We start from the raw sequence: 19910 nt of genomic DNA, 5'->3' as shown, positions 1-19910 counted from the left end.
GGCCGCCCTCGTGCCCCGATCAGGTAGGAGCCTGCCCGCCGTGCCCCTGGACCACTCCGAGCCGATCGACCCGGACATCGCCGACGATCCCCCGCCGCCGCGTGATCCGCGACGCCGTCACCGTCAGACCGTCGTCGTGGTCGCGGCCGGCGGAGTGCTCGGGGCCTGCGCCCGCTACGGCGCCACCCTGGTGTGGCCCACCGCCGCCGGCGGGTTCCCGTGGACGACGTTCTGGATCAACGTCACCGGCTGCGCGGCCATGGGCGTGCTGATGGCGGTCATCACCGCGATGCCCGCCACCCACCCGCTGGTGCGGCCCTTCCTCGGCACCGGCATCCTCGGCGGCTACACGACGTTCTCCACCTACGCGATCGACGCCCAGCACCTGCTCGACGGCGGCCACGCCCTGACCGCCCTGCTCTACCTCGTGGCCACGGTCGCCGCCGCCCTCGCCGCGGTCTGGGCGACGGCCACGCTCACCCGCCGCACCCTGCGCCTCGGGAGCCGCTCGTGAACTGGCTCATGGTCATCGCCGGCGCCCTGGTCGGCGCCCCGCTGCGCTACCTGACCGACCGCGCGGTCCAGGCCCGCCACGACACCGGCTTCCCGTGGGGCACCTTCACGGTGAACCTCGTGGCCTGCACCGTGCTCGGCTTCCTGACCGGCGCCGCCACCGCGACGACGGTGCCCCAGCCGCTGCAGCACCTGATCGGCCCGGGGTTGTGCGCCACGCTCAGCACGTATTCGACGTTCTCCTACGAAACGCTCCGGCTGGCCGAAACAGGGGCGAAGTTCTTCGCCGCCGCGAACGTCGTCGTGAGCATGCTCGCCGGACTCGGCGCGGCCTACGCCGGCACCGCGGTGGCCCAGGCGGTGTTCGGCTGAGCCAGCCGTGCGCAAGCCCGCCGGTCTCAGTCAGTCGTAACTGCCCTCGATCGTCCACTGTGGAGTATCGCCGACGGTGACGGCCAGCAGCAGGGCGATCTCGTCGCTCTCGTCTTCGAGCACGACCTGCAGCCGGGCCAGGCGCCGGCCGCGGGTCGGCGGGGCCGGGTGGTGCGGCCACGGGCCGGCCCAGGCGAGCACCGGCCGCGGTGACCGGCCCTCGACGGTGACGGTCGCCGGTGGGCCGGTGAGCTCGCCGCGCTCGGTGCAGCCGACGACGTCGCCGCGGTCGTCCAGTACCCGGGCCGGGTGGGCGGCGAGGACGGCCGGGGACGGTGCGGGCAGCCGGCCCGGCCAGGGCGCGTCCGGCGAAACCGGGGTTCGCGGGTCGCCCCACGGGATGAGCCGCACCCGCTCGGCGGGGCCGCGGCCGCCGTCCAGGAGCGGGGTGACGACGGCGTCCGGGCCGAGCAGGCCCTGGATCCGGACCAGCGCGCGGGCCGCTCGTTCGGCCGCGTCGGCGTCGCGGCCCATCGAGCCGAGCTGCAGCTGCAGCGCCTGCCCGCCGACGACCTCCTCCGGGTCGAGGCGCAGCCGGACGATCCCGGCGGTCGGGCGGCCGTCGCGGGCGGTCAGCCAGCCTTCGCACTGCCACCGCACACGATCGGCCGTCGCCCGCGCGGTCAGCGGCTCGGCGCAGCGCCAGACCCGCACCCGTTCCTCGCCCGCCTCGGTCACGGCCACGATCGCCAGCCGCGTGCACGCCAGCCCGTGCCGCGCCAGCCCGGCGAAGAACCGCTCCCCCAGCGTCTTCGCGACGAACGCGGCTTCGTCGACGCGTTCCAGCGGGTGCTCGAACTCCTCGGTGATCGACAGCTCCGGCGGCAACGCCCGCCGCAGCGGCGGGCGCTCGGACAGCCCGCGCGCCAGCCGGTGCGCGGTGATCGCGTCGCGCGGGAAGCGGCCCGCGACGTCCCGTTCCGCCAGTGCGGCGAACGCCCCGAGCGTCCGCAGCCCGAGCCGCTTGAGCAGGCCGACCAGCTCGCCGCGGTCGTCCCCGGGCTGGTTCAGCTCGGCGATCGACAGCGGCGCCAGGAACCCGGCCGACCCGCCGACGGGCACCAGCGCGGAGCGGCGGGCGGCCAGTGTCGCGGCGAACAGGCCGTCGGCGATCCCGACCTGGCACTCCACGCCCGCCCCCGCCGACACCTCGTCGAGCAGCAGTTCGGCCAGGGCTTCCTCGCCGCCGAAGTAGCCGGCCGCGCCGGTGACGGGCACCGCGACGATCCCGGGCCGCACGACCTCGACGCCGACGGCCTGCCGTTCGACGGCGGCGGCGACCGGTTCGAACAGCCGCGCGTCCCGTTCCGGATCGTGCTGGTGCACCACGAGGTCCGGGCAGCGTGACTGCGCGTCGCGGCGCCGCATCCCCCGCCCGACACCGTGGTGGCGCGCGACCGCGGAGCAGGCCACGACCCGGTTGGCCGAGAACACGGCGGCGGGAGTCAACGGCGGCGTCCCGGCAGCGGCCCCGGCGGCGACGACCGGCCAGTCCGGACACCACAGCACCAGAAGCCGCGGCGCGTCACTCACGCAGCCGGCCTCGATGCACCGCGGGCCGGGATGGCTGTGGTGCCACCGCCGCGCCGGTCACCCGGCGGCCTCGAGACACCCGTGGACCGGCGCCGGTGCATGATCGCCCCGCTGCCCCCGAAGGACCGGGAGTCATACCCGGCCGAGCCAGCTCACCCCTCGTCCGGCGCGCCTGGATCCCTTGGCCACGCTCACAACTCCACGGCTCCGGCCGACCGCCACCCGTCCGGCGACCCCGGATCCCTTGACCGCACCCACAACACCACGGCTCTGGCCGATCACCGCCCCTCGTCCGGCGCCCCCGAACCGATTGGCCACGCTCACAACACCACGGCTCTGGCCGACCGCCGCCCTTCGTCCGGCGCGCCTGGATCCCTTGGCCATGCTCACAACACCACGACTCCGGCCGACCGCCGCCCCTCGTCCGGCGCCCCCGAACCCCTCGACCACGCTCACAACACCACGACTCCGGCCGACCGCCACCCGCCCAGCGACCCCGGATCCCTTGACCACACTCACAACACCGCAACCCCAGCCAGCCGCGGCTCATCCGGCGACCTCGACCAACCGCCGTCCGGTCGGGGGCTCGCCCGCTGTGGCCGCGCCTCCCGGACCCGGCAGCTGCAGCGCCACCGTCTGGGGCCGGGCCGCCGCGCCGCGGCCTCGGCTGGTCGCCACGATGTCGCGGGCGCGCAGGTGGCCGTGGCCGTCCGCTGTGGCTCCTCGCCAGCGGCGTCCGGAGACGCGCAGCTCCAGGTCCACGGCCGGCCAGGGGCCGATGGTCAGCAGGACCGCGCCCCGGTTGCGGACCCGGCCCGCCAGGCGGCGGGCCACCTGGGGCTGCACGCCGCGGGCGACCACCGGGCCGACCACCACCAGGTCGAAGCCGTCCACCAGCGCCGACAGCACCGCGACCACCTCGGCGCCGGGCCGGGGCACCAGGGCGATCCGGTCGAGGTCGACGCCGAGTTCCGCGGCCGCTGCCAGGCCCAGGTCCGGCAGGCCGGCCACCGCGGCCCACGAGCCGGCGCGCGTCGCCTCGGCCAGCAACGCCAGCACCAGGGACGTCGAGCCCGCCACCGACACGGTGCTGCCGCGGCGCAAGCCGCCGGCCGGGAACAGGCCGGCGAGGGCCGGGGTCAGCGGGAGCGTCTCACCCGAATGGGTGATCTCCGGGTCGGGCTCGCGCAGCTGCGACGCCACCCGGACGCCGGGGATGGACGTGAGCGACTCCGGCACCGCCACCGCTGCTCACCTCCAGCACCACGAACCCGTACCGGAGACACCCGCAAGGGACCCGCGGGCGAACCCAGGACAATCATCGAACACCTGTTCGCATAGTGCGAGAAGGTGGCGACCACTGTCAAGTCGAAGAGATCAGCCACTCGTGCACCGCGCGGGCCACCCGGGCCGCGTTCTCCTGCTCCATCACGTTCATGTGGTGCCCGGGCACCTCGACGGTCTCGTCGGCGAAGGCGATCTCGTGCCGCCAGATCGGGTGATCCGGGCCGACGCCGTCGGCCTCCGTCGGGAGCGGGTCCCGCGCCCGGACGAACAGCATCGGCGCCGCCGTGGCCCGGGGCGTGAACGCGGCGAGCACGCTCAGGTAGCCGCCCATCGCGGTGAGCCGGGCGTGGCCGATGCGGCCGAAGAACTGCTCGCGCGCGAACATCTCGTCCGCCAGGGTCGGTTCGATCAGGGGCAGGTCCTCGTCGAAGAAGTACGTGTCGACCAGGACGACGCCCGCCGGGGTGCCGCCGCGTTCCTCCAGCCGCAGCGCCGCCGCCGTGGCCAGCCAGCCGCCCGCGGAGTAGCCGACCAGCGCGAACGGCTCCCCGCCGGCGGCGCGTTCCACCGACTCCGCCAGGAGGTCGGCCATGGCGTCGAACGACGCCGGCAGCTTCTCCCCCGCGTCGGCGTACCCCGGCAGGTGGACGACCGAGACGTCCCGGACGTCCTGGAGTTCGGCCGCGAACCGCGCGTAGTGCAGCGGGCTCGACGACGCCGCCAGGGTGGGCACGCAGATCAGCCGCGGCCGCGCCGGGCCGGTCGCCAGGCGCACCGGTGGCGGCAGCTCCGCCAGGTACGACGCGCCGTCGTACTTCGGCCGCAGCCGGGCCGCCGCGCGCAGGAACTCGTTGCCCGCCGCGATTTCCCGCCGTTCCCACGCCTGGCGGTAGAGGGCGTTGACCGTGTCGCCGACGTCCGCCGCGGGCGCGGTGCCCGCGGTCGCCAGCTCCCCGGCGACCCGGCCGGCCAGCGCGGCGGGCGTCGCCAGGTCGAAGACGACCGACGCGGGCAGCCGCACGCCGGTCGCCGCGGTGAGGCGGTTGCGCAGTTCGACGGCCGTGAGCGAGTCGAACCCGGCTTCGAGGAACGGGCGGCCGGGCGTGATCGCGGCCGCGCTCGCGTGGCCGAGGACGAGGGCGGCCTCGTGCCGGACCAGTTCCAGCACGCGGACCCGGCGGTCCTCTTCGGACAGTCCGGTCAGCCGGTCGCCGAACGACGCGGCGGGGGCCGGCTCGCTCGCCGCGGCCCGCCGGACCGGGGCCGGGACCAGCCCGCGCAGCAGCGGGGGCAGCCCGTCGCCGGCGCGCCGCAGCACGGCCCGGTCGAGGCCGATCGGGACGACCACGGCGTCGACGCCCCCCAGCGCCGCGTCGAAGAGCCGCACACCGTCCTCTTCGGACAGTGCGACGACCCCCGCGCGTGCCATCCGGGTCCGCTCGGCGCCGCCGAGGTCGCCCGCCATACCGCCGTCCTGCGCCCAGAGACCCCAGGCGAGGGACGTGGCGGGCAGGCCGTCGGCCCGGCGCCGCTGCGCCAGCGCGTCGGCGAACGCGTTCGCGGCCGCGTAGCCGGCCTGGCCCGGCGCGCCGAACTGGCCCGCGGCCGAGGAGAACAGGACGAACGCCGCCAGGTCGAGGTCCCGGGTCAGCTCGTGCAGGACGAGCCCGGCGTCCACCTTGGGCCGCAGCACCGCGTCGAGCTGCTCGGGGCGCAAGGCGGTGAGCACGCCGTCGTCGAGGACGCCGGCGGTGTGGATCACGGCCGTGAGCGGGTGCGCGGCGGGCACACCGGCCAGCAATGAGCGGACGGCCTCCCGGTCGGCGACGTCGCACGCCACGACCGTCACGTCGGCGCCCAGCGCGGTCAGCTCGGCGGCCGACGCGGCCGCCCGGTCCGGGCGCCGGGCGGCCAGCAGCAGGTGCCGGACGCCGTGGGCGCGGACGAGGTGGCGGGCGAGCACACCGGCGAGGTCCCCCGCTCCGCCCGTGATGAGCACGGTCCCGTCGCCGTCCCAGGCGATCGGGTCGGCCGGGGCGGCCGCGATCAGCCGGGGGACGTGGGCCAGCCCGGCGCGGAGCACGAGCTGCGGCTCGCCGGTGGCCAGGGCGTCCGCCAGCGCCCGGGCGGACGCCTCGGTGGCGTCGGTGTCGACGAGCGCGAACCGGTCCGGGTGCTCCGACTGCGCGGACCGCAGCAGCCCCCAGAGTGACGCTTGGGCCGGGTCGGGCGACGCGGCCGCCACCGCGTCCCGGGTGACGAGCACCAGCCGCGAGCCGGCGAACCGCTCGTCGGCGAGCCAGGCCTGGGCGAGGGTGAGGGTCCGGTGGAGAGCGTCATGAACGCCCACGGAGACGACCGACGTCAGCACCACCGGCGGCACCGGCGCGCCCGCGTCGACGGCCCGGCTCAGCTCGGCCAGGTCGCGGTACTTCGCCGAGACGTCCGCGTGCGCGAGCGCCGGGCCGGGCTCGCCGACGACGGGCCATCCCGCCGGGCCGCCCGAGGGCAGGGGCAGCCGCGGCCAGTCGAGCCGGAGCAGTTCCCCGGTCCGCGGCCGGCCGGCGAGCTGCGCGGCCGCGACCGGGCGCAAGACCAGGGAGTCCACCGTCAGCACCGGCCGGCCCGCCACGTCGGTCGCGGTCAGCGACACCGCGTCCGCACCGGCCGGCGCGAGCCGCACGCGCAGGGTCGTCGCGCCGGTGGCGTGCAGGCGCACGCCGCTCCAGGTGAACGGCAGCCGCGGTACGCCCGATTCCGCCAGGGATCCGAGCCGGGCGGCCGCGTGCAGAGCGGCGTCGAGCAGGGCCGGGTGCACGCCGAAGCCGTCGGCGCCGAGGGGCAGTGTCACCTCGGCGAAGATCTCGTCGCCCGCGCGCCAGGCGGCGCGCAGGCCCTGGAACGCCGGGCCGTAGCCGAGACCGGCGGCCGCCAGGTCGTCGTGGAGGTCCGCGACGGACAGTTCCCCGGCACCCGCCGGCGGCCACGCGGGCGCTTCACCGGGCGCCGGGCCGGCGGCCACACCGACCGAGCCCGTCGCGTGGCGCGTCCACGGACCTTCGCCGGCCTGCGCGTGGAACTCGACTGAGCGCCGGCCGGACGGCTCGGGGGTGCCGAGCACGACCTGGATCCGGGTCGCCTCGGCGTCCGGCAGGACGAGCGGGGCCTCGAGGGTCAGTTCCTCGATCTGCCCGCACCCGGCTTCGCCGGCGGCACGCAGGACCAGCTCCACCACGGCCGCACCCGGCAGCAGCCGCGTGCCCAGGACTTCGTGGTCGGCCAGCCACGGCTGGGCCGCGGTCGAGAGCCGTCCGGTCAGCACCAGCTCACCGGTGGCCGGCACCGGCACGCACGCGCCGAGCAGCGGGTGGTCGAGCGGGGTGAGCCCGGCGGCCGCGACGTCCCCCGGGCGCGGCGGCTCCCGGAGCCAGAAGTGCTCCCGCTGGAAGGGGTACGTCGGCAGGTCGACCCGGCGGCTCCCCGGGAACAGCGCCGCCCAGTCCGGCGCCAGGGTGGTGAGCGCGCCGAAGAGCGTGTGCGGCTCCGGCCGGCCGGAGCGCAGCGCGGGCACGAACCGGATGTCCCCGGTGCAGGCGGGACCCAGTGCCGAAAGCACGCCGCCGGGTCCCAGTTCCAGGCAGGTCGTCACGCCCTCGGCGCGCAGGACTTCGACCGCGTCCGCGAACCGCACTGTCGCGCGGACGTGCTCCACCCAATAGTCCACAGTGGACATGTCGGCGCCGGCGGCGACCGTGGAGCGGATCGGGATCCGCGGCGCGGCGAAGGTGAGCCCCTCGGCGACGCGGCGGAACTGCGCCAGCACCGGTTCCATCAGCGGCGAGTGGAACGCGTTCGACACGGCCAGCGCCTTGGTCCGGCGACCCTGCCCGGCGAAGACCGCCGCGATCCGCTCGACGTCCGCGCGGGCCCCGGACACCACCACCGCCCGCGGGCCGTTGACGGCGGCGATCCCGGTCGTGCCCCCCAGGTGCGGGCGCACTTCGTCCTCGACGGCCTCGATCGCGGTCATCGCGCCGCCCGCGGGCAGGGCCTGCATCAGCGCGCCGCGGGCGGCGACCAGCGCGGCGGCGTCGGCGAGCGAGAGGACGCCGGCCACGTGCGCGGCCGCGATCTCGCCGATCGAGTGCCCGGCCAGCACGTCCGGGCGCAGTCCCCACGACTCCAGCAGGCGGAACAGCGCGACCTCGACGGCGAACAACGCCGGCTGGGTGTATTCGGTGCGGTCCAGGGCCTCGGCGTCGCCGAAGACGACGTCGCGCACCGGTAGCGGGAACAACGAGCACACGGCGTCGAACGCCTCGGCGTAGACCGGGAACCGGTCGTGAAGCCCGCGGCCCATGCCGGCTCGCTGGGCGCCCTGACCGGAGAACAGGAACGCCACCTTGCCCCCGGCGGCCGGCTGCGGCTCGACCCGCGCCAGCGCGGTGAGCAGCTCGGCCCGATCCGCACCGGCGACGACGGCCCGGTACTCGAACCGCGACCGGGTGGTGACCAGCGATCGTCCGATGTCCACAGGGGACAGTTCCGGTCGCTCGCCGGCGAAGGCCGCCAGCCGGGCGGCCTGCTCCCGCACCGCCTCGGCGGTCCGGCCGGACAGGACCCAGGGCACCACGACCGACGGACCGGGATCCGGCCGCTCGTCGGCGAAAGGCGCTTGTTCGACGACCACGTGCGCGTTCGTCCCGGACAGCCCGAACGCCGAGACGCCGGCCCGGCGCGGACGGCCGGTCTCCGGCCACGGCACCGGCGAGGTCAGCAGGGAGACGGCGCCCTCGGTCCAGTCCACCTGCGGGGTCGGCTCGTCGACGTGCAGCGTCCGGGGCAGGACGCCGTGGCGCAGCGCCTCGACCATCTTGATCACCCCGGCCACCCCGGCCGCGGCCTGTGTGTGCCCGATGTTGGACTTCACCGACCCCAGCCACAACGGCCGGTCCGCCGGCCGGTCCTGCCCGTAGGTCGCCAGCAGGGCCTGCGCCTCGATCGGGTCGCCCAGTTTGGTGCCGGTGCCGTGCGCTTCGACGACGTCGACGTCCGATGCAGCCAGTCCGGCGTTCGCCAGCGCCGCCCGGATCACGCGTTGCTGGGCCGGGCCGTTCGGCGCGGTCAGCCCGCTGCTCGCGCCGTCGGAGTTGACCGCCGAGCCGCGCACGACGGCGAGCACCGGGTGGCCCAGGCGGCGGGCCTCGGAAAGCCTTTCCAGCAGCAGGATCCCGGCCCCCTCGGCCCAGCCGGTGCCGTCGGCCGCGGCGGCGAAGGGCTTGCACCGGCCGTCGGGGGCGAGGCCGCGCTGGCGGGAGAACTCGAGGAACGCCGCCGGCGTGGCCAGGACGGTGACGCCGCCGGCCAGCGCCAGCGTGCATTCGCCGCGCCGCAGCGACTCGGCCGCCAGGTGCAGCGCGACCAGCGCCGACGAGCACGCCGTGTCCACCGTGATCGCCGGGCCTTCGAGACCGAGGGTGTAGGCGATCCGGCCGGAGGCGATCCCGCCGGCGCTGCCGGTGCCGAGGAAGCCTTCGAGGCCCTCCGGGGCGCGGCCGTTCCAGACGCGGGCGCCGTACTCGGTGTAGATCACCCCGGCGAACACGCCCGTGCGGGTGCCGCGCAGCGACGCCGGGTCGATCCGCGCGCGTTCCACCGCCTCCCAGGCGGTTTCCAGCAGCAGCCGGTGCTGCGGGTCGGTCGCCACCGCCTCGCGCGGGCTGATCCCGAAGAACCCGGCGTCGAATTCGGCGGCGTCGTGGAGGAACGCGCCGGCCGCCGTGGTGGACGTGCCGGGGTGGTCGGGATCGGCGTCGAACAGCCCGCCGAGGTCCCAGCCGCGGTCCTCGGGGAAGTCGCCGACGGCGTCGGTGCCGTCGGTGACCAGCCGCCACAGCTGCTCGGGGGTCGCGACCCCGCCGGGGAACCGGCAGGCCGTGCCGATGATCGCGATCGGCTCCCGTGCCCGCTCTTCGAGCTCGCGGTGGCGCTGCCGGGCGTCGCGCGCCTCGGTGACCGCGCGCTTGAGGTAGGTCCGGAGCTGGTCCTCGTCGGCCATGTCACGCCATCCCGAAGTCGTTGTCGATGAGGTCGAAGAGCTCCTCGTCGGACGCGCCGGCCAGGTCGTCCGAGCCGGCGTCGTCCGGCGCGGCGCCGGGATCGGCGACGAGCGCCTGCAGGCGCGTGACGATCCGGGCGCGCGCCTCGGGTCCGGCGGACCGGAGCACCGCGGCCACGCCGTCGAGGCCGGCGAGCGCCGCGGCCGCGGTGTCCTCGCCGTTCCCGGCCAGCCGCGCCGCGGCGAACTCCGCGACCGCGGCGGGCGAGGGGTGGTCGAAGACCAGCGTGCTCGGCAGCTTGACGCCGGTGGCGGCGCTGAGCCGGTTGCGGAACTCCACGGCGATCAGCGAGTCGAAGCCGACCTCCAGGAACCCGCGGTCGTCGCGGACCGCCGCGGCGGACGGGAGCCCCAGCGCGTCCGCGGTCAGCTCCCGCACCAGGCCGAGCAAGGCTTCGGCGCGCTCGGCCTGGCTCAAGGCACGCATCCGCCGCGCGAAGCCGTCCGGGTCCGGGCGGTGGACCGGGTCGGCCGCGCGGCGCCGGTGGGGTCCGGCGAGGCCGCGCAGCACCGGCGGCACCCCGGCCTCGGCCGTGCGCAGGACGGCGGTGTCGACCCGCACCGGGACGACGACGGCCTCGTCCACGGTCAGCGCCGCGTCGAACAGCTCGAGGCCCTGCTCCGACGACAGCGGGAGCAGGCCGATGCGGGCGCCGCGGGCGAGGTAGACGTCGCCGAGCCCGCCGCTCATCGCGCTCGGCTCGGCCCACAGGCCCCAGGCCAGCGCTTTTGCCGGCACGCCGGCGGCGCGCAGGCGCTGGGTGTAGGCGTCGAGGAAGGCGTTCGACGCCGCGTACCCGGCTTGCCCGGCCGTGCCGAGCAGGCCCGACGCCGACGAGAACAGCAGGAACGCCGCCAGGTCCCGGTTTTTCGTCACTTCGTGCAGCGCCAGCGCCGCGTCGAGCTTGGGCCGCAGCACCGTTTCGAGCCGGTCGGGGGTCAGGGCCGTGACGACGCCGTCGTCCAGCGCGCCCGCCGAGTGCACGACGGCGGTCAGGTCCGGCAGGCCGGCCACGACGCCGGCCAGGGCGGCCCGGTCCGCGACGTCGCACGCGTGCCAGGTGGCCTCGGCGCCCAAGCCCGCCAGCAGCGCGGCGGCTTCCGGCGTGTCGGCCCCGCGCCGGCCGAGCAGCGCGAGCCGGGTGACGCCGTGGTGGGTGACGAGCCGCCGCGCGACCAGGCCGCCGATCAGCCCGGAGGCGCCGGTGACCAGCACCGTCCCGCCACCCCACACCGGAGTGGCGTCGCCGGGGGCCAGGCGGGCGAGCCGCGGGACGCGGAACTCGCCGTCCCGCACCGCCACTTGCGGTTCGCCGAGGGCGAGGGCGGCCCCGAGCGCGTCGCCGGCCGGGTCGTCCACCAGCACGAACCGGCCGGGGTGCTCGGACTGCGCGGAGCGCACCAGGCCCCAGACCGCCGCCTGGGCCGGGTCCGGCAGCTCCCCCGCCCCGGTCGCGACGGCCCCGCGGGTGTGCAGCACGAGCCGGTCGGTCCCGGCGCGGTGCTCGTCGCCGAGGAAGGCCTGCAGGAGTTCCAGCGCCCGCAGCGTGGTCCGGCGGACGGTGGTGGCCGGATCGCCGTCCTCGACGGCGAACCCGGCGACCAGATCACCACTCACTCCGGCCAATTCGTCCACTGTGGACACTTCGGTCCAGGTGGTGGCCGCACCCGGGCCGGGGACGGGCACCCAGGTGAGCCGGTGGAGCCCGTCGGCGGTGGCCGGGCGGGCGAGTTCCGGGGCCGGCCGGGTCACCAGCGCGTCGATCCGGGCGACCGGTTCACCGGTCTCGTCGACGACGGTCACCGCGATGCCGTCACCGGCCGGGGACAGCCGGACGCGCACCCCGGTGGCCTCGGCCGCGAACCGCGTGTAGCCGGTCCACGAAAACGGCAGACCGTCCGGAGCGCCCCGGAGCCCGGCGGCGTGCAACGCGGCGTCCAGCAACGCGGGGTGCAGGCCGAAGGACTCGGCGGGGCAGCCGTCCGGGAGGCGGACTTCGGCGTAGACGTCGTCCCCGGCCCGCCAGGCCGCCCGCAGGCCGCGAAAGGCCGGCCCGTAGCCGTAACCGCGGTCGGCGAGGTGGTCGTAGAAGCCGGTCAGGTCCACCGGGACCGCGCCGGGCGGCGGCCACTCGACCGGCCCGGCGGCCGGCGGCTCGGCCGCCGACAGCACGCCGGTGGCGTGGCGCGTCCACTCCCCACCCTCGGGCCGGGAGTGGACGGCGACGACCCGACGTCCGGTGTCGTCCGGTTCGCCGACCAGGACCTGCGTCTCGACGGTCCCGGTCGCGGGCAGCACCAGCGGCGCTTCGAGCGTCAGCTCTTCGACGGTCGCGCACCCCGTGCGGTCGCCCGCGGCGCTCGCCAGCTCCAGGAAACCGGTGCCGGGGAACAGGATCGCGCCGTGCACGGCGTGGTCGGCGAGCCATGGCCGGTCCGCGACACCCAGCCGCCCGGCGAAGGCGACCTCCGCCCGGCCGGCGACCGCGACGACGGCTCCCAGCAGCGGGTGCCCGGACGCCGGCGGCCCCGCGGCCGGCGCGCCCCGGTCCAGCCAGAACCGCTCGCGCTCGAACGGGTAAGTCGGCAGTGGGACGCGCCGGGCGTCGGGGAAGAACGACCGCCAGTCGACGGCGACCCCGCGGACGTGCAGGGCGGCCACCGACTCGGCGAACCGGTCCAGGCTGTCGTCACCGCGCCGCAGGGTGCCGGTGACCACGGCGTCCGCGCCACTCGCCTCGACGGTCTCCAGCACCGCCGCCAGCAGCACCGGGTGCGGGCCGACCTCGACGAACGCGGTGTGGCCGGCCTCGGCGAGCCGCTCGACGACCGGCTCCAGCAACACGGTCTGCCGCAGGTTCCGGTACCAGTAGCCGGCGTCGGTCGCGGGGCCGTCGAGCCGCTCGCCGGTGACCGTCGACCAGAACGCGATCCCGGGCACCCGCGGCCGGATCGGGGCCAGCTCGCTCAGCAGCCGGTCCCGGATCCGCTCGACGTGCGCCGAGTGCGAGGCGTAGTCCACCGGAACGGCCCGGGCACGAACGCCGTCGCTCTCGCAGCGCGCGACGAGTTCTTGCAGCGCCTCGGGATCACCCGAGACGACCACGGACGACGGCCCGTTGACCGCGGCGAGCGCGAGCCGGTCGTCCCAGCGGGCCAACAGGGCGGCCGCCGCGGGTCCGGGCAGGGCCACCGAGACCATCCCGCCCTGGCCGGCCAGTTCGCCCAACGCCTTGCTGCGCAACGCGACCACACGGGCGGCGTCCGAAAGGGACAGTGCACCGGCGACGCAGGCGGCGGCGATCTCACCCTGCGAGTGCCCGACGACCGCGGCCGGCTCGACGCCGGCGGACTGCCACAGCCGGGCCAGCGAAACCATCGTCGCGAACAACGCCGGCTGCACGACGTCGACGGCGTCCAGGCCGGGTGCCCCCGGTTCGCCGAGCAGCACCCCGGTCACCGACCAGTCGACGAACTCGCCCAGCGCGGCGTCGCATTCGGCCATCCGCTTGGCGAACACCTCGGACTCGCGCAGCAGCCGCGCGCCCATCCCGGCCCACTGCCCGCCCTGGCCGGGGAAGACGAACACGGTCCGGCCCGCCGCGGTCGCGACGCCCGAGAGCACCGAGGTCGTCCGCCGTCCCGTCGCCAGCGCCTGCAGTGCCGCCCGCGGGTCCACCCCCGGCAGCACCACGGCGCGGTGGTCGAACAGCGGGCGCGCGGCCAGGGACGCGCCCAGGTCCGCCCACCGGACGTCGGCACCGTCCACATGGGACAGCAGCCGCGCGGCCTGCGCGGCCAGCGCCGTCCCGGTCTTCGCGGACAGGGCCAGCGGCACGGTCGCGGGCACTGTGGCGGCGCCGGGACGCGCGCGGACCGGCGCCTGTTCGAGGACGACGTGCGCGTTGGTCCCGCTCATGCCGAACGACGAGACGCCCGCCCGGCGCGGCCGGTCCCCGGCGGGCCAGTCGACCGCGCCGTCGAGCAGCCGCACCGCACCCGCCGACCAGTCCACGCGGGGTGTCGGCTCGTCCAGGTGCAGCGTGGGCGGCAGGACGCCGTGCCGCAGCGCCTCGACCATCTTGATCACGCCGGCCACCCCCGCCGCGGCCTGCGTGTGCCCGATGTTCGACTTCACCGACCCCAGCCAGAGCGGGCGATCCGCCGGCCGGTCCTGACCGTAGGTCGCCAGCAGTGCTTGCGCTTCGATCGGGTCGCCCAGGGTCGTCCCGGTGCCGTGCGCTTCGACGACGTCGACGTCCGAAGCCGACAGTCCGGCGTTCGCCAGCGCCGCCCGGATGACGCGTTGCTGCGACGGGCCGTTCGGCGCGGTCAGGCCGTTGCTCGCGCCGTCGGAGTTCACCGCGGACCCGCGGAGCACCGCCAGCACCTCGTGCCCGTGGCGCTCGGCGTCGGAAAGCCGTTCCAGCAGCAGGACACCGGCGCCCTCGCCCCAGGCCGTGCCGTCGGCGGCCGCCGCGAACGGCTTGCACCGCCCGTCCGGCGCCAGCCCCCGCTGCCGGCCGAACTCGACGAACGCGCCGGGGTTGCTCATCACGGTCACGCCGCCGGCCAGCGCCAGCGTGGATTCCCCGCGCCGCAGCGATTCGGCGGCCAGGTGCAGTGCCACCAGCGACGACGAGCAGGACGTGTCCACCGACAGCGCCGGGCCCTCCAGGCCGAAGGTGTAGGCCACCCGCCCGGCGACGACGCTGGAGGCGATGCCGGTGAGCAGGTGCCCCGCCGCGGCGCCGGCGGCGGAGTCCCACGGCGGGCCGTAACCCTGGTGGGTCACCCCGGCGAACACGCCGGTCCGGCTGCCGCGCAGGCGGTGCGGGTCGATGCCGGCGCGTTCGACCGCCTCCCACGACGTCTCCAGCAGCACCCGCTGCTGCGGGTCCATCGCCCGGGCCTCGCGCGGGCTGATGCCGAAGAACGCGGCGTCGAACCCGGCGGCGTCGCCGAGGAACCCGCCGGAGCGGGTGTAGGTCCTGCCGGGCACGCCGGGCTCGGGGTCGTACAGCGCGGCGAGGTCCCAGCCGCGGTCTTCGGGGAAGCCCGAGACGGCGTCGCGGCCGGAGCGCACGAGGTCCCAGAACCGGTCGGGGGTGTCGGCGCCCCCGGGGAACCGGCAGGCGACGCCGATCACGGCGATCGGTTCGTCGGCTCTTTCGGGCGTGGTGGGCGTTTCGTCCGGCACGGTGCCGAGCGCCGCGCGGTGCAGCTCCGCGGCGAGCGCGGCGACGTCCGGGTGGTCGAACACGACGGTCGCGGACAGCCGCAGCCCGGTGTCGCCGTTGAGCCGGTCACGCAGGTCGACGGCGGTGAGCGAGTCGAACCCCAGCTCGCGGAAGGCGCGGCCGGGGTCGACGGTGCCCGGCGCGCGGTGGCCGAGCACCGCGGCGACGTGCCGGTGGACCAGTTCGGTGACGAACGGCCGCCGGTCGGCCTCGGGCAGCTCCGCCAGCCGCGCCGCGAGCGTCGTGGTCGCTTTCGCCGCGGACTGGCGGGCTTCGGGCAGGTCCGCCAGCAACCGGCCGCGGCGGCCGGCGGTGAAGGCGGCCCAGTCGACGTCCGCGACGACGACGGCGGTGTCGCCGTGGTCGAGGGCGTGCTGCACCGCGGCCACCGCGCGCCGGGGCGGCATCGCGGCGAGACCGCGGCGGCGCAGGTGCGCTTCGACGCCTTCGCGGGTGGACATGCCGGTTTCGCCCCACGCGCCCCAGGCGATGGCCGTGGCCGGCAGACCCCGGGCGCGGCGGCGCCGCGCGAGCGCGTCGAGGTAGGCGTTCGCGGCGGCGTAGGCCGCTTGACCGTCGGCGCCCCAGACCCCGGAGACCGAGGAGAACAGCACGAAGGCGTCCAGGTCGGTGCCGGCCAGCAGCTCGTCCAGGTGCGCCGCGCCGCGGGTCTTGGCCGCGGCGACCCGGGCCAGCTCGGCGGCGTCCGTGGCGTCGACGGGGGTGAACTGCGCGACGCCGGCGGCGTGCACGACGGCGTTCGGCGGGTGCTCGGCCAGCAGCGCGGCGAGAGCGGCGCGATCGGCGACGTCGCACGCGGCGACGGTCACCCGCACGCCGAGCGCGGTCAGCTCGTCCCGCAGTGCCGGGGCGCCCGGCGCGTCGAGGCCTCGGCGGCTGGTGAGGACGAGGTGCGCCGCGCCGGTTTCGGCGAGCCAGCGGGCGACGTGCGCGCCGAGCGCGCCGGTGCCGCCGGTCACCAGCACCGTGCCGCGCGGACGCCACGGCCGTTCGGGCGCGGTGGCCGGGGCGGTCGCGCGGACCAGCCGGCGGCCGTGGACGCCGTCGCGGCGGACCGCGACCTGGTCCTCGGCATACGTGCCGAACAGGCCGTCGCGGCCGGCTGCCGGTCGGTGCTCGCCGGCCGCCGGTCGGTGCTCGCCGGCCGCCAGTCGGTGCTCGCCGGCCGCCAGTCGGTGCTCGCCGGCCGCGCCGAGCAGGGCGAGGAACCGGGGCACGGCGTCGGCGGCGACGTCGGCGAGCCGGAGATCGCGGTCCGGTGCTTCGAGGGCGGCCACCTGGCCGAACCCCCAGATCCGGGCCTGGTCCGGGTCCGGCACCTCGTCCGGGCCGACCGCGACCGCGGATCGCGTGACCAGCCAGCAGGGCGCGTCGACGCGGAGGGCCTGGAGCGCGGTGGTGGTGAGCGCGAGCCCGGCCGGGATCCCGGGGTGCCCGGGGTGCGGCGCGGTGGCGGCGGCCAGGAGCGACAGGACCCCGGCCGGGGTCGTCTCGCCCAGGGCGGCCCGGATCCGCTCGGCGACGGCGTGGCGGTCGAGGCCGGTGTCGAGCGTGACGGTGACGACGTCGAGCGCTTCGCGGATGTCGTCCGCCCAGGGGTCGCCGTCGGCCGGGACGAGGACCAGCCAGGTACCCGACGGCGGGGCGGCCGGCCGGTCCGGCAGCGTCGGCCAGGTGATCCGGTAGCGCCACGGGTCGTCGTGCGGCCGGTCGTGCTCCAGCCAGAACCGCTCCCGCTGGAAGGCGTAACCGGGCAGGTCGACGGTCCGGGCGCCGGCGAAGAACCCCGGCCAGTCGGCGTCGCGGACGTGCCCGAGGGCGGCGGCGACGGTGGTCGCTTCCGGCTCCCCCGCCCTCAGGGCCGGGACGAAGGTGAGGTCCGCGCACTCCGCGCCCATCGCCGAGAGCACGGCGTCCGGCCCCAGTTCGACGCAGGTCGTCACGCCCGCCTCGGCCAGCGCGGTGACGGCGTCGGCGAACCGGACGGTCGCGCGCACGTGCTCGACCCAGTAGCCGGGGGTGGCGAGGTCCGCCGACGGCGAGACGGTCGAGACGATCGGGATCCGGGGCCGCTCGTAGTCCAGGCTCGCGACGACGGCCCGGAACTCGTCGAGCACCGGCTCCACCAGCGGCGAGTGGAAGGCGTGCGACACGCTCAGCCGCTTGGTCCGGCGGCCCTGTTCGGCGAAGTGCGCCGCAATGGCGGCGACGGCTTCCGCAGCCCCGGAGACGACCACGGACCCGGGCCCGTTGACGGCGGCGATGTCGACGACGCCGGTCAGGTAGTCGCGAACCTCGGCCCCGGTCGCTTGACCGGCGGCGATGCCGGCGGAGTTGTTGCCCGCCACACCATCCAACCGAGCACGAACCTCGACCTCGGCCACTTGACCGGCGGCGACATCAGCCGGCCCGGACCGGACCTCGGCCCCGGCAGCCTGGACGGCGGCGATGTCGACGACGCCGGTCAGGTCGTCGCGAACCCCGGCCCCGGCCGCTTGACCGCCGGCGATGCCGGCGGAGTTGTTGCCCGCCACACCATCCAACCGAGCACGAACCTCGACCTCGGCCACTTGACCGGCAACGACATCGGCCGGCCGGGACCGGACTCCGCCCTCGGCCGCGATGCCTCCGGCGTCGGCAGCACCGACCGACCGGACACGGCCCTCGACCCCGGCCGCCTGACCGGCGGCGACGCCCGTGAAGTCCCTGAGCCGAGCGCGGACCTCGGCCTCCGTTGCCTGGATGGCGACCATCGCGCCGGTTTCCGGGAGGGACGCCAGCAGGCGGCCGCGGGCGGCGATGAGCGTTCCGGCGTCGGCCAGCGACAGCACGCCCGCGACGTGGGCCGCCGCCACCTCGCCGATCGAGTGGCCTGCCAGCCGGTCCGGGCGGGCGCCCCACGCCTCGAACAGCCGGTAGAGCGCCACTTCCAGGGCGAAGATCGCCGGCTGGGCCAGGTCCGTGCGGGTCAGGTCCGCGCCGCCGAGCACGAGGTCGCGGTCGAGGCCCGCGGCCGCGCAGGCCTCGTCGAACGCGCGCGCGTAGACCGGGTACCGCTCGTACAGCTCGCGGCCCATCCCGGGGCGCTGGCCGCCCTGGCCGGTGAACAGGAACGCCGGCCTCCCGCCGCCCACCCGGCGTGGCCGCGCGGAAGCGAGCCCGGCGAGCAAAGCCTGCCGGTCAGCGCCCGCGACGACGATCCGGTGGTCCCGGGCCGGCCGGGTGGCCAGCAGCGACAACCCGATGTCCGATGTGGACAGTTCCGGGCGGGCCGCCGCGAAGGCGCGCAACCGCGCGGCCTGCGCCTGCGCCGCGGCCTCGGTCGCGCCGGTCACCACCCAGGGCACCACGCCCGTGTGGGTGCCCGGCTCGTCGTCGGCCGGCGCCTGCTCCAGGACGACGTGCGCGTTCGTCCCGGAGATCCCGAACGAGGACACCCCGGCCCGGCGCGGCCGGCCCGTCTCCGGCCAGGGCACCGGCTCGGCCAGCAGGGACACCGCGCCGGCGGTCCAGTCCACCTGCGGGGTCGGCTCGTCGAGGTGCAGGGACTTCGGCAGCACGCCGTGCCGCATCGCCTCGACGAGCTTGACGATGCTCGCGATGCCCGCCGCGGCCTGGGTGTGGCCGAGGTTGGACTTCACCGAACCCAGCCACAGCGGCCGGTCGGCGGGACGGTCCTGCCCGTACGTCGCCAGCAGCGCCTGCGCCTCGATCGGGTCGCCCAGCCGCGTGCCGGTGCCGTGGGCCTCGACCGCGTCGACGTCCGATGCGGCCAGGCCGGCGGCCGCCAGCGCGGACCGGATGACCTGCTGCTGCGCCGGGCCGTTCGGGGCGGTCAGGCCACTGCTCGCGCCGTCCTGGTTGATCGCCGAACCGCGGACGACGGCGAGCACGGGGTGGCCCCGCCGCCGGGCGTCGGACAGCCGCTCGACCAGCAGCATGCCGACACCCTCGCTCAGCGCCGTCCCGTCGGCGCCGGCGGCGAACGAGCGGCACCGCCCGTCGGCCGACAGCGCCCCCTGCCGCGCGAACTCGACGAACATCATCGGCGTCGCCAGCACTGCGACCCCGCCGGCCAGCGCGAGCGTGCATTCACCGCGGCGCAGGGATTCGCAGGCCAGGTGCAGGGCCACCAGCGACGACGAGCACGCCGTGTCGACCGTGACGGCGGGGCCGGCCAAGCCGAGGGTGTAGGAGATCCGGCCCGAGGCGACACTGCCGGAGATCCCGGTGCTGAGGTAACCCTCGAGGTCCTCCGGCGCGCGGCTCAGCCAGGAGCCGTAGTCGTGGTAGACGAGCCCGGCGAACACCCCGGTCTTGCTGCCACGCAAGGAAAGCGGGTCGATCCGGGCGTGCTCGACCGCCTCCCACGACGCCTCCAGCAGCAGCCGCTGCTGCGGGTCCATCGACAACGCCTCGCGCGGGCTGATCCCGAAGAACGCCGGGTCGAAGTCGGCGACGCCGTCGAGGAACCCGCCCGAGCGGGTGTAGGTGGTGCCGGGCCGGTCGCGGTCGGCGCTGTAGAGGGCGTCGAGGTCCCAGCCGCGGTCGGCGGGGAAGCCCGTGACCGCGTCGACGCCGTCGGCCACCACCCGCCACAGGTCCGCCGGTTCCCGGACGCCGCCGGGGAACCGGCAGCTGATCCCGACGATGGCGATCGGCTCGGCGGTCGCGGTCGTGAGCTCCCGGTTGCGGCGTTTGAGGCGCTCGTTCTCCTTCAGCGCGGCGCGGAGAGCTTCGACGATCTGCTCGGAAGAGGTGGTCAT

At 76.5% G+C, this 19910-nt stretch carries 5 protein-coding genes and 1 pseudogene; 2 read left to right on the top strand and 4 right to left on the bottom strand.

Annotated features, from left to right (window positions below):
• Positions 1–40 precede the first annotated feature (40 nt).
• Together crcB and OHS18_RS00880 are read left to right on the top strand one after the other, a co-directional pair.
• The gene (crcB, locus tag OHS18_RS00885; RefSeq protein WP_328615518.1) at positions 41–514 is read left to right on the top strand and encodes a fluoride efflux transporter CrcB; all 474 of its coding nucleotides are present in this window, start codon (positions 41–43) and stop codon (positions 512–514) included.
• The gene (locus OHS18_RS00880) at positions 511–885 is read left to right on the top strand and encodes a fluoride efflux transporter FluC (RefSeq protein WP_328457118.1); all 375 of its coding nucleotides are present in this window, start codon (positions 511–513) and stop codon (positions 883–885) included. The genes crcB and OHS18_RS00880 overlap by 4 nt, the downstream gene beginning before the upstream one ends.
• Before the next feature lie 30 nt (positions 886–915).
• Here OHS18_RS00880 and OHS18_RS00875 read toward each other — a convergent pair whose 3' ends face one another.
• The 4 genes and pseudogenes from OHS18_RS00875 to OHS18_RS00860 form a co-directional block, all read right to left on the bottom strand.
• Complete coding sequence (locus tag OHS18_RS00875; RefSeq protein WP_328615517.1) at positions 916–2478, bottom strand: DNA polymerase Y family protein; 1563 nt, start codon at positions 2476–2478, stop codon at positions 916–918.
• Between the two features lie 546 nt (positions 2479–3024).
• Positions 3025–3723: a hypothetical protein gene (locus OHS18_RS00870; protein WP_328615516.1), complete on the bottom strand. Its 699-nt coding sequence runs from the start codon at positions 3721–3723 to the stop codon at positions 3025–3027.
• Between the two features lie 118 nt (positions 3724–3841).
• A pseudogene (locus OHS18_RS00865) lies at positions 3842–9814 on the bottom strand (type I polyketide synthase); the annotation flags it as partial.
• Positions 9815–9824: 10 nt separating this feature from the next.
• Positions 9825–19910: an SDR family NAD(P)-dependent oxidoreductase gene (locus OHS18_RS00860; protein WP_328615515.1), complete on the bottom strand. Its 10086-nt coding sequence runs from the start codon at positions 19908–19910 to the stop codon at positions 9825–9827.

Origin of the sequence: Amycolatopsis sp. NBC_00355 (assembly GCF_036104975.1) — a bacterium.
Lineage (GTDB): Bacteria > Actinomycetota > Actinomycetes > Mycobacteriales > Pseudonocardiaceae > Amycolatopsis.
Note: the sequence above shows the minus strand (reverse complement) of the source record. Positions and strands in the feature narration are given on the sequence as shown.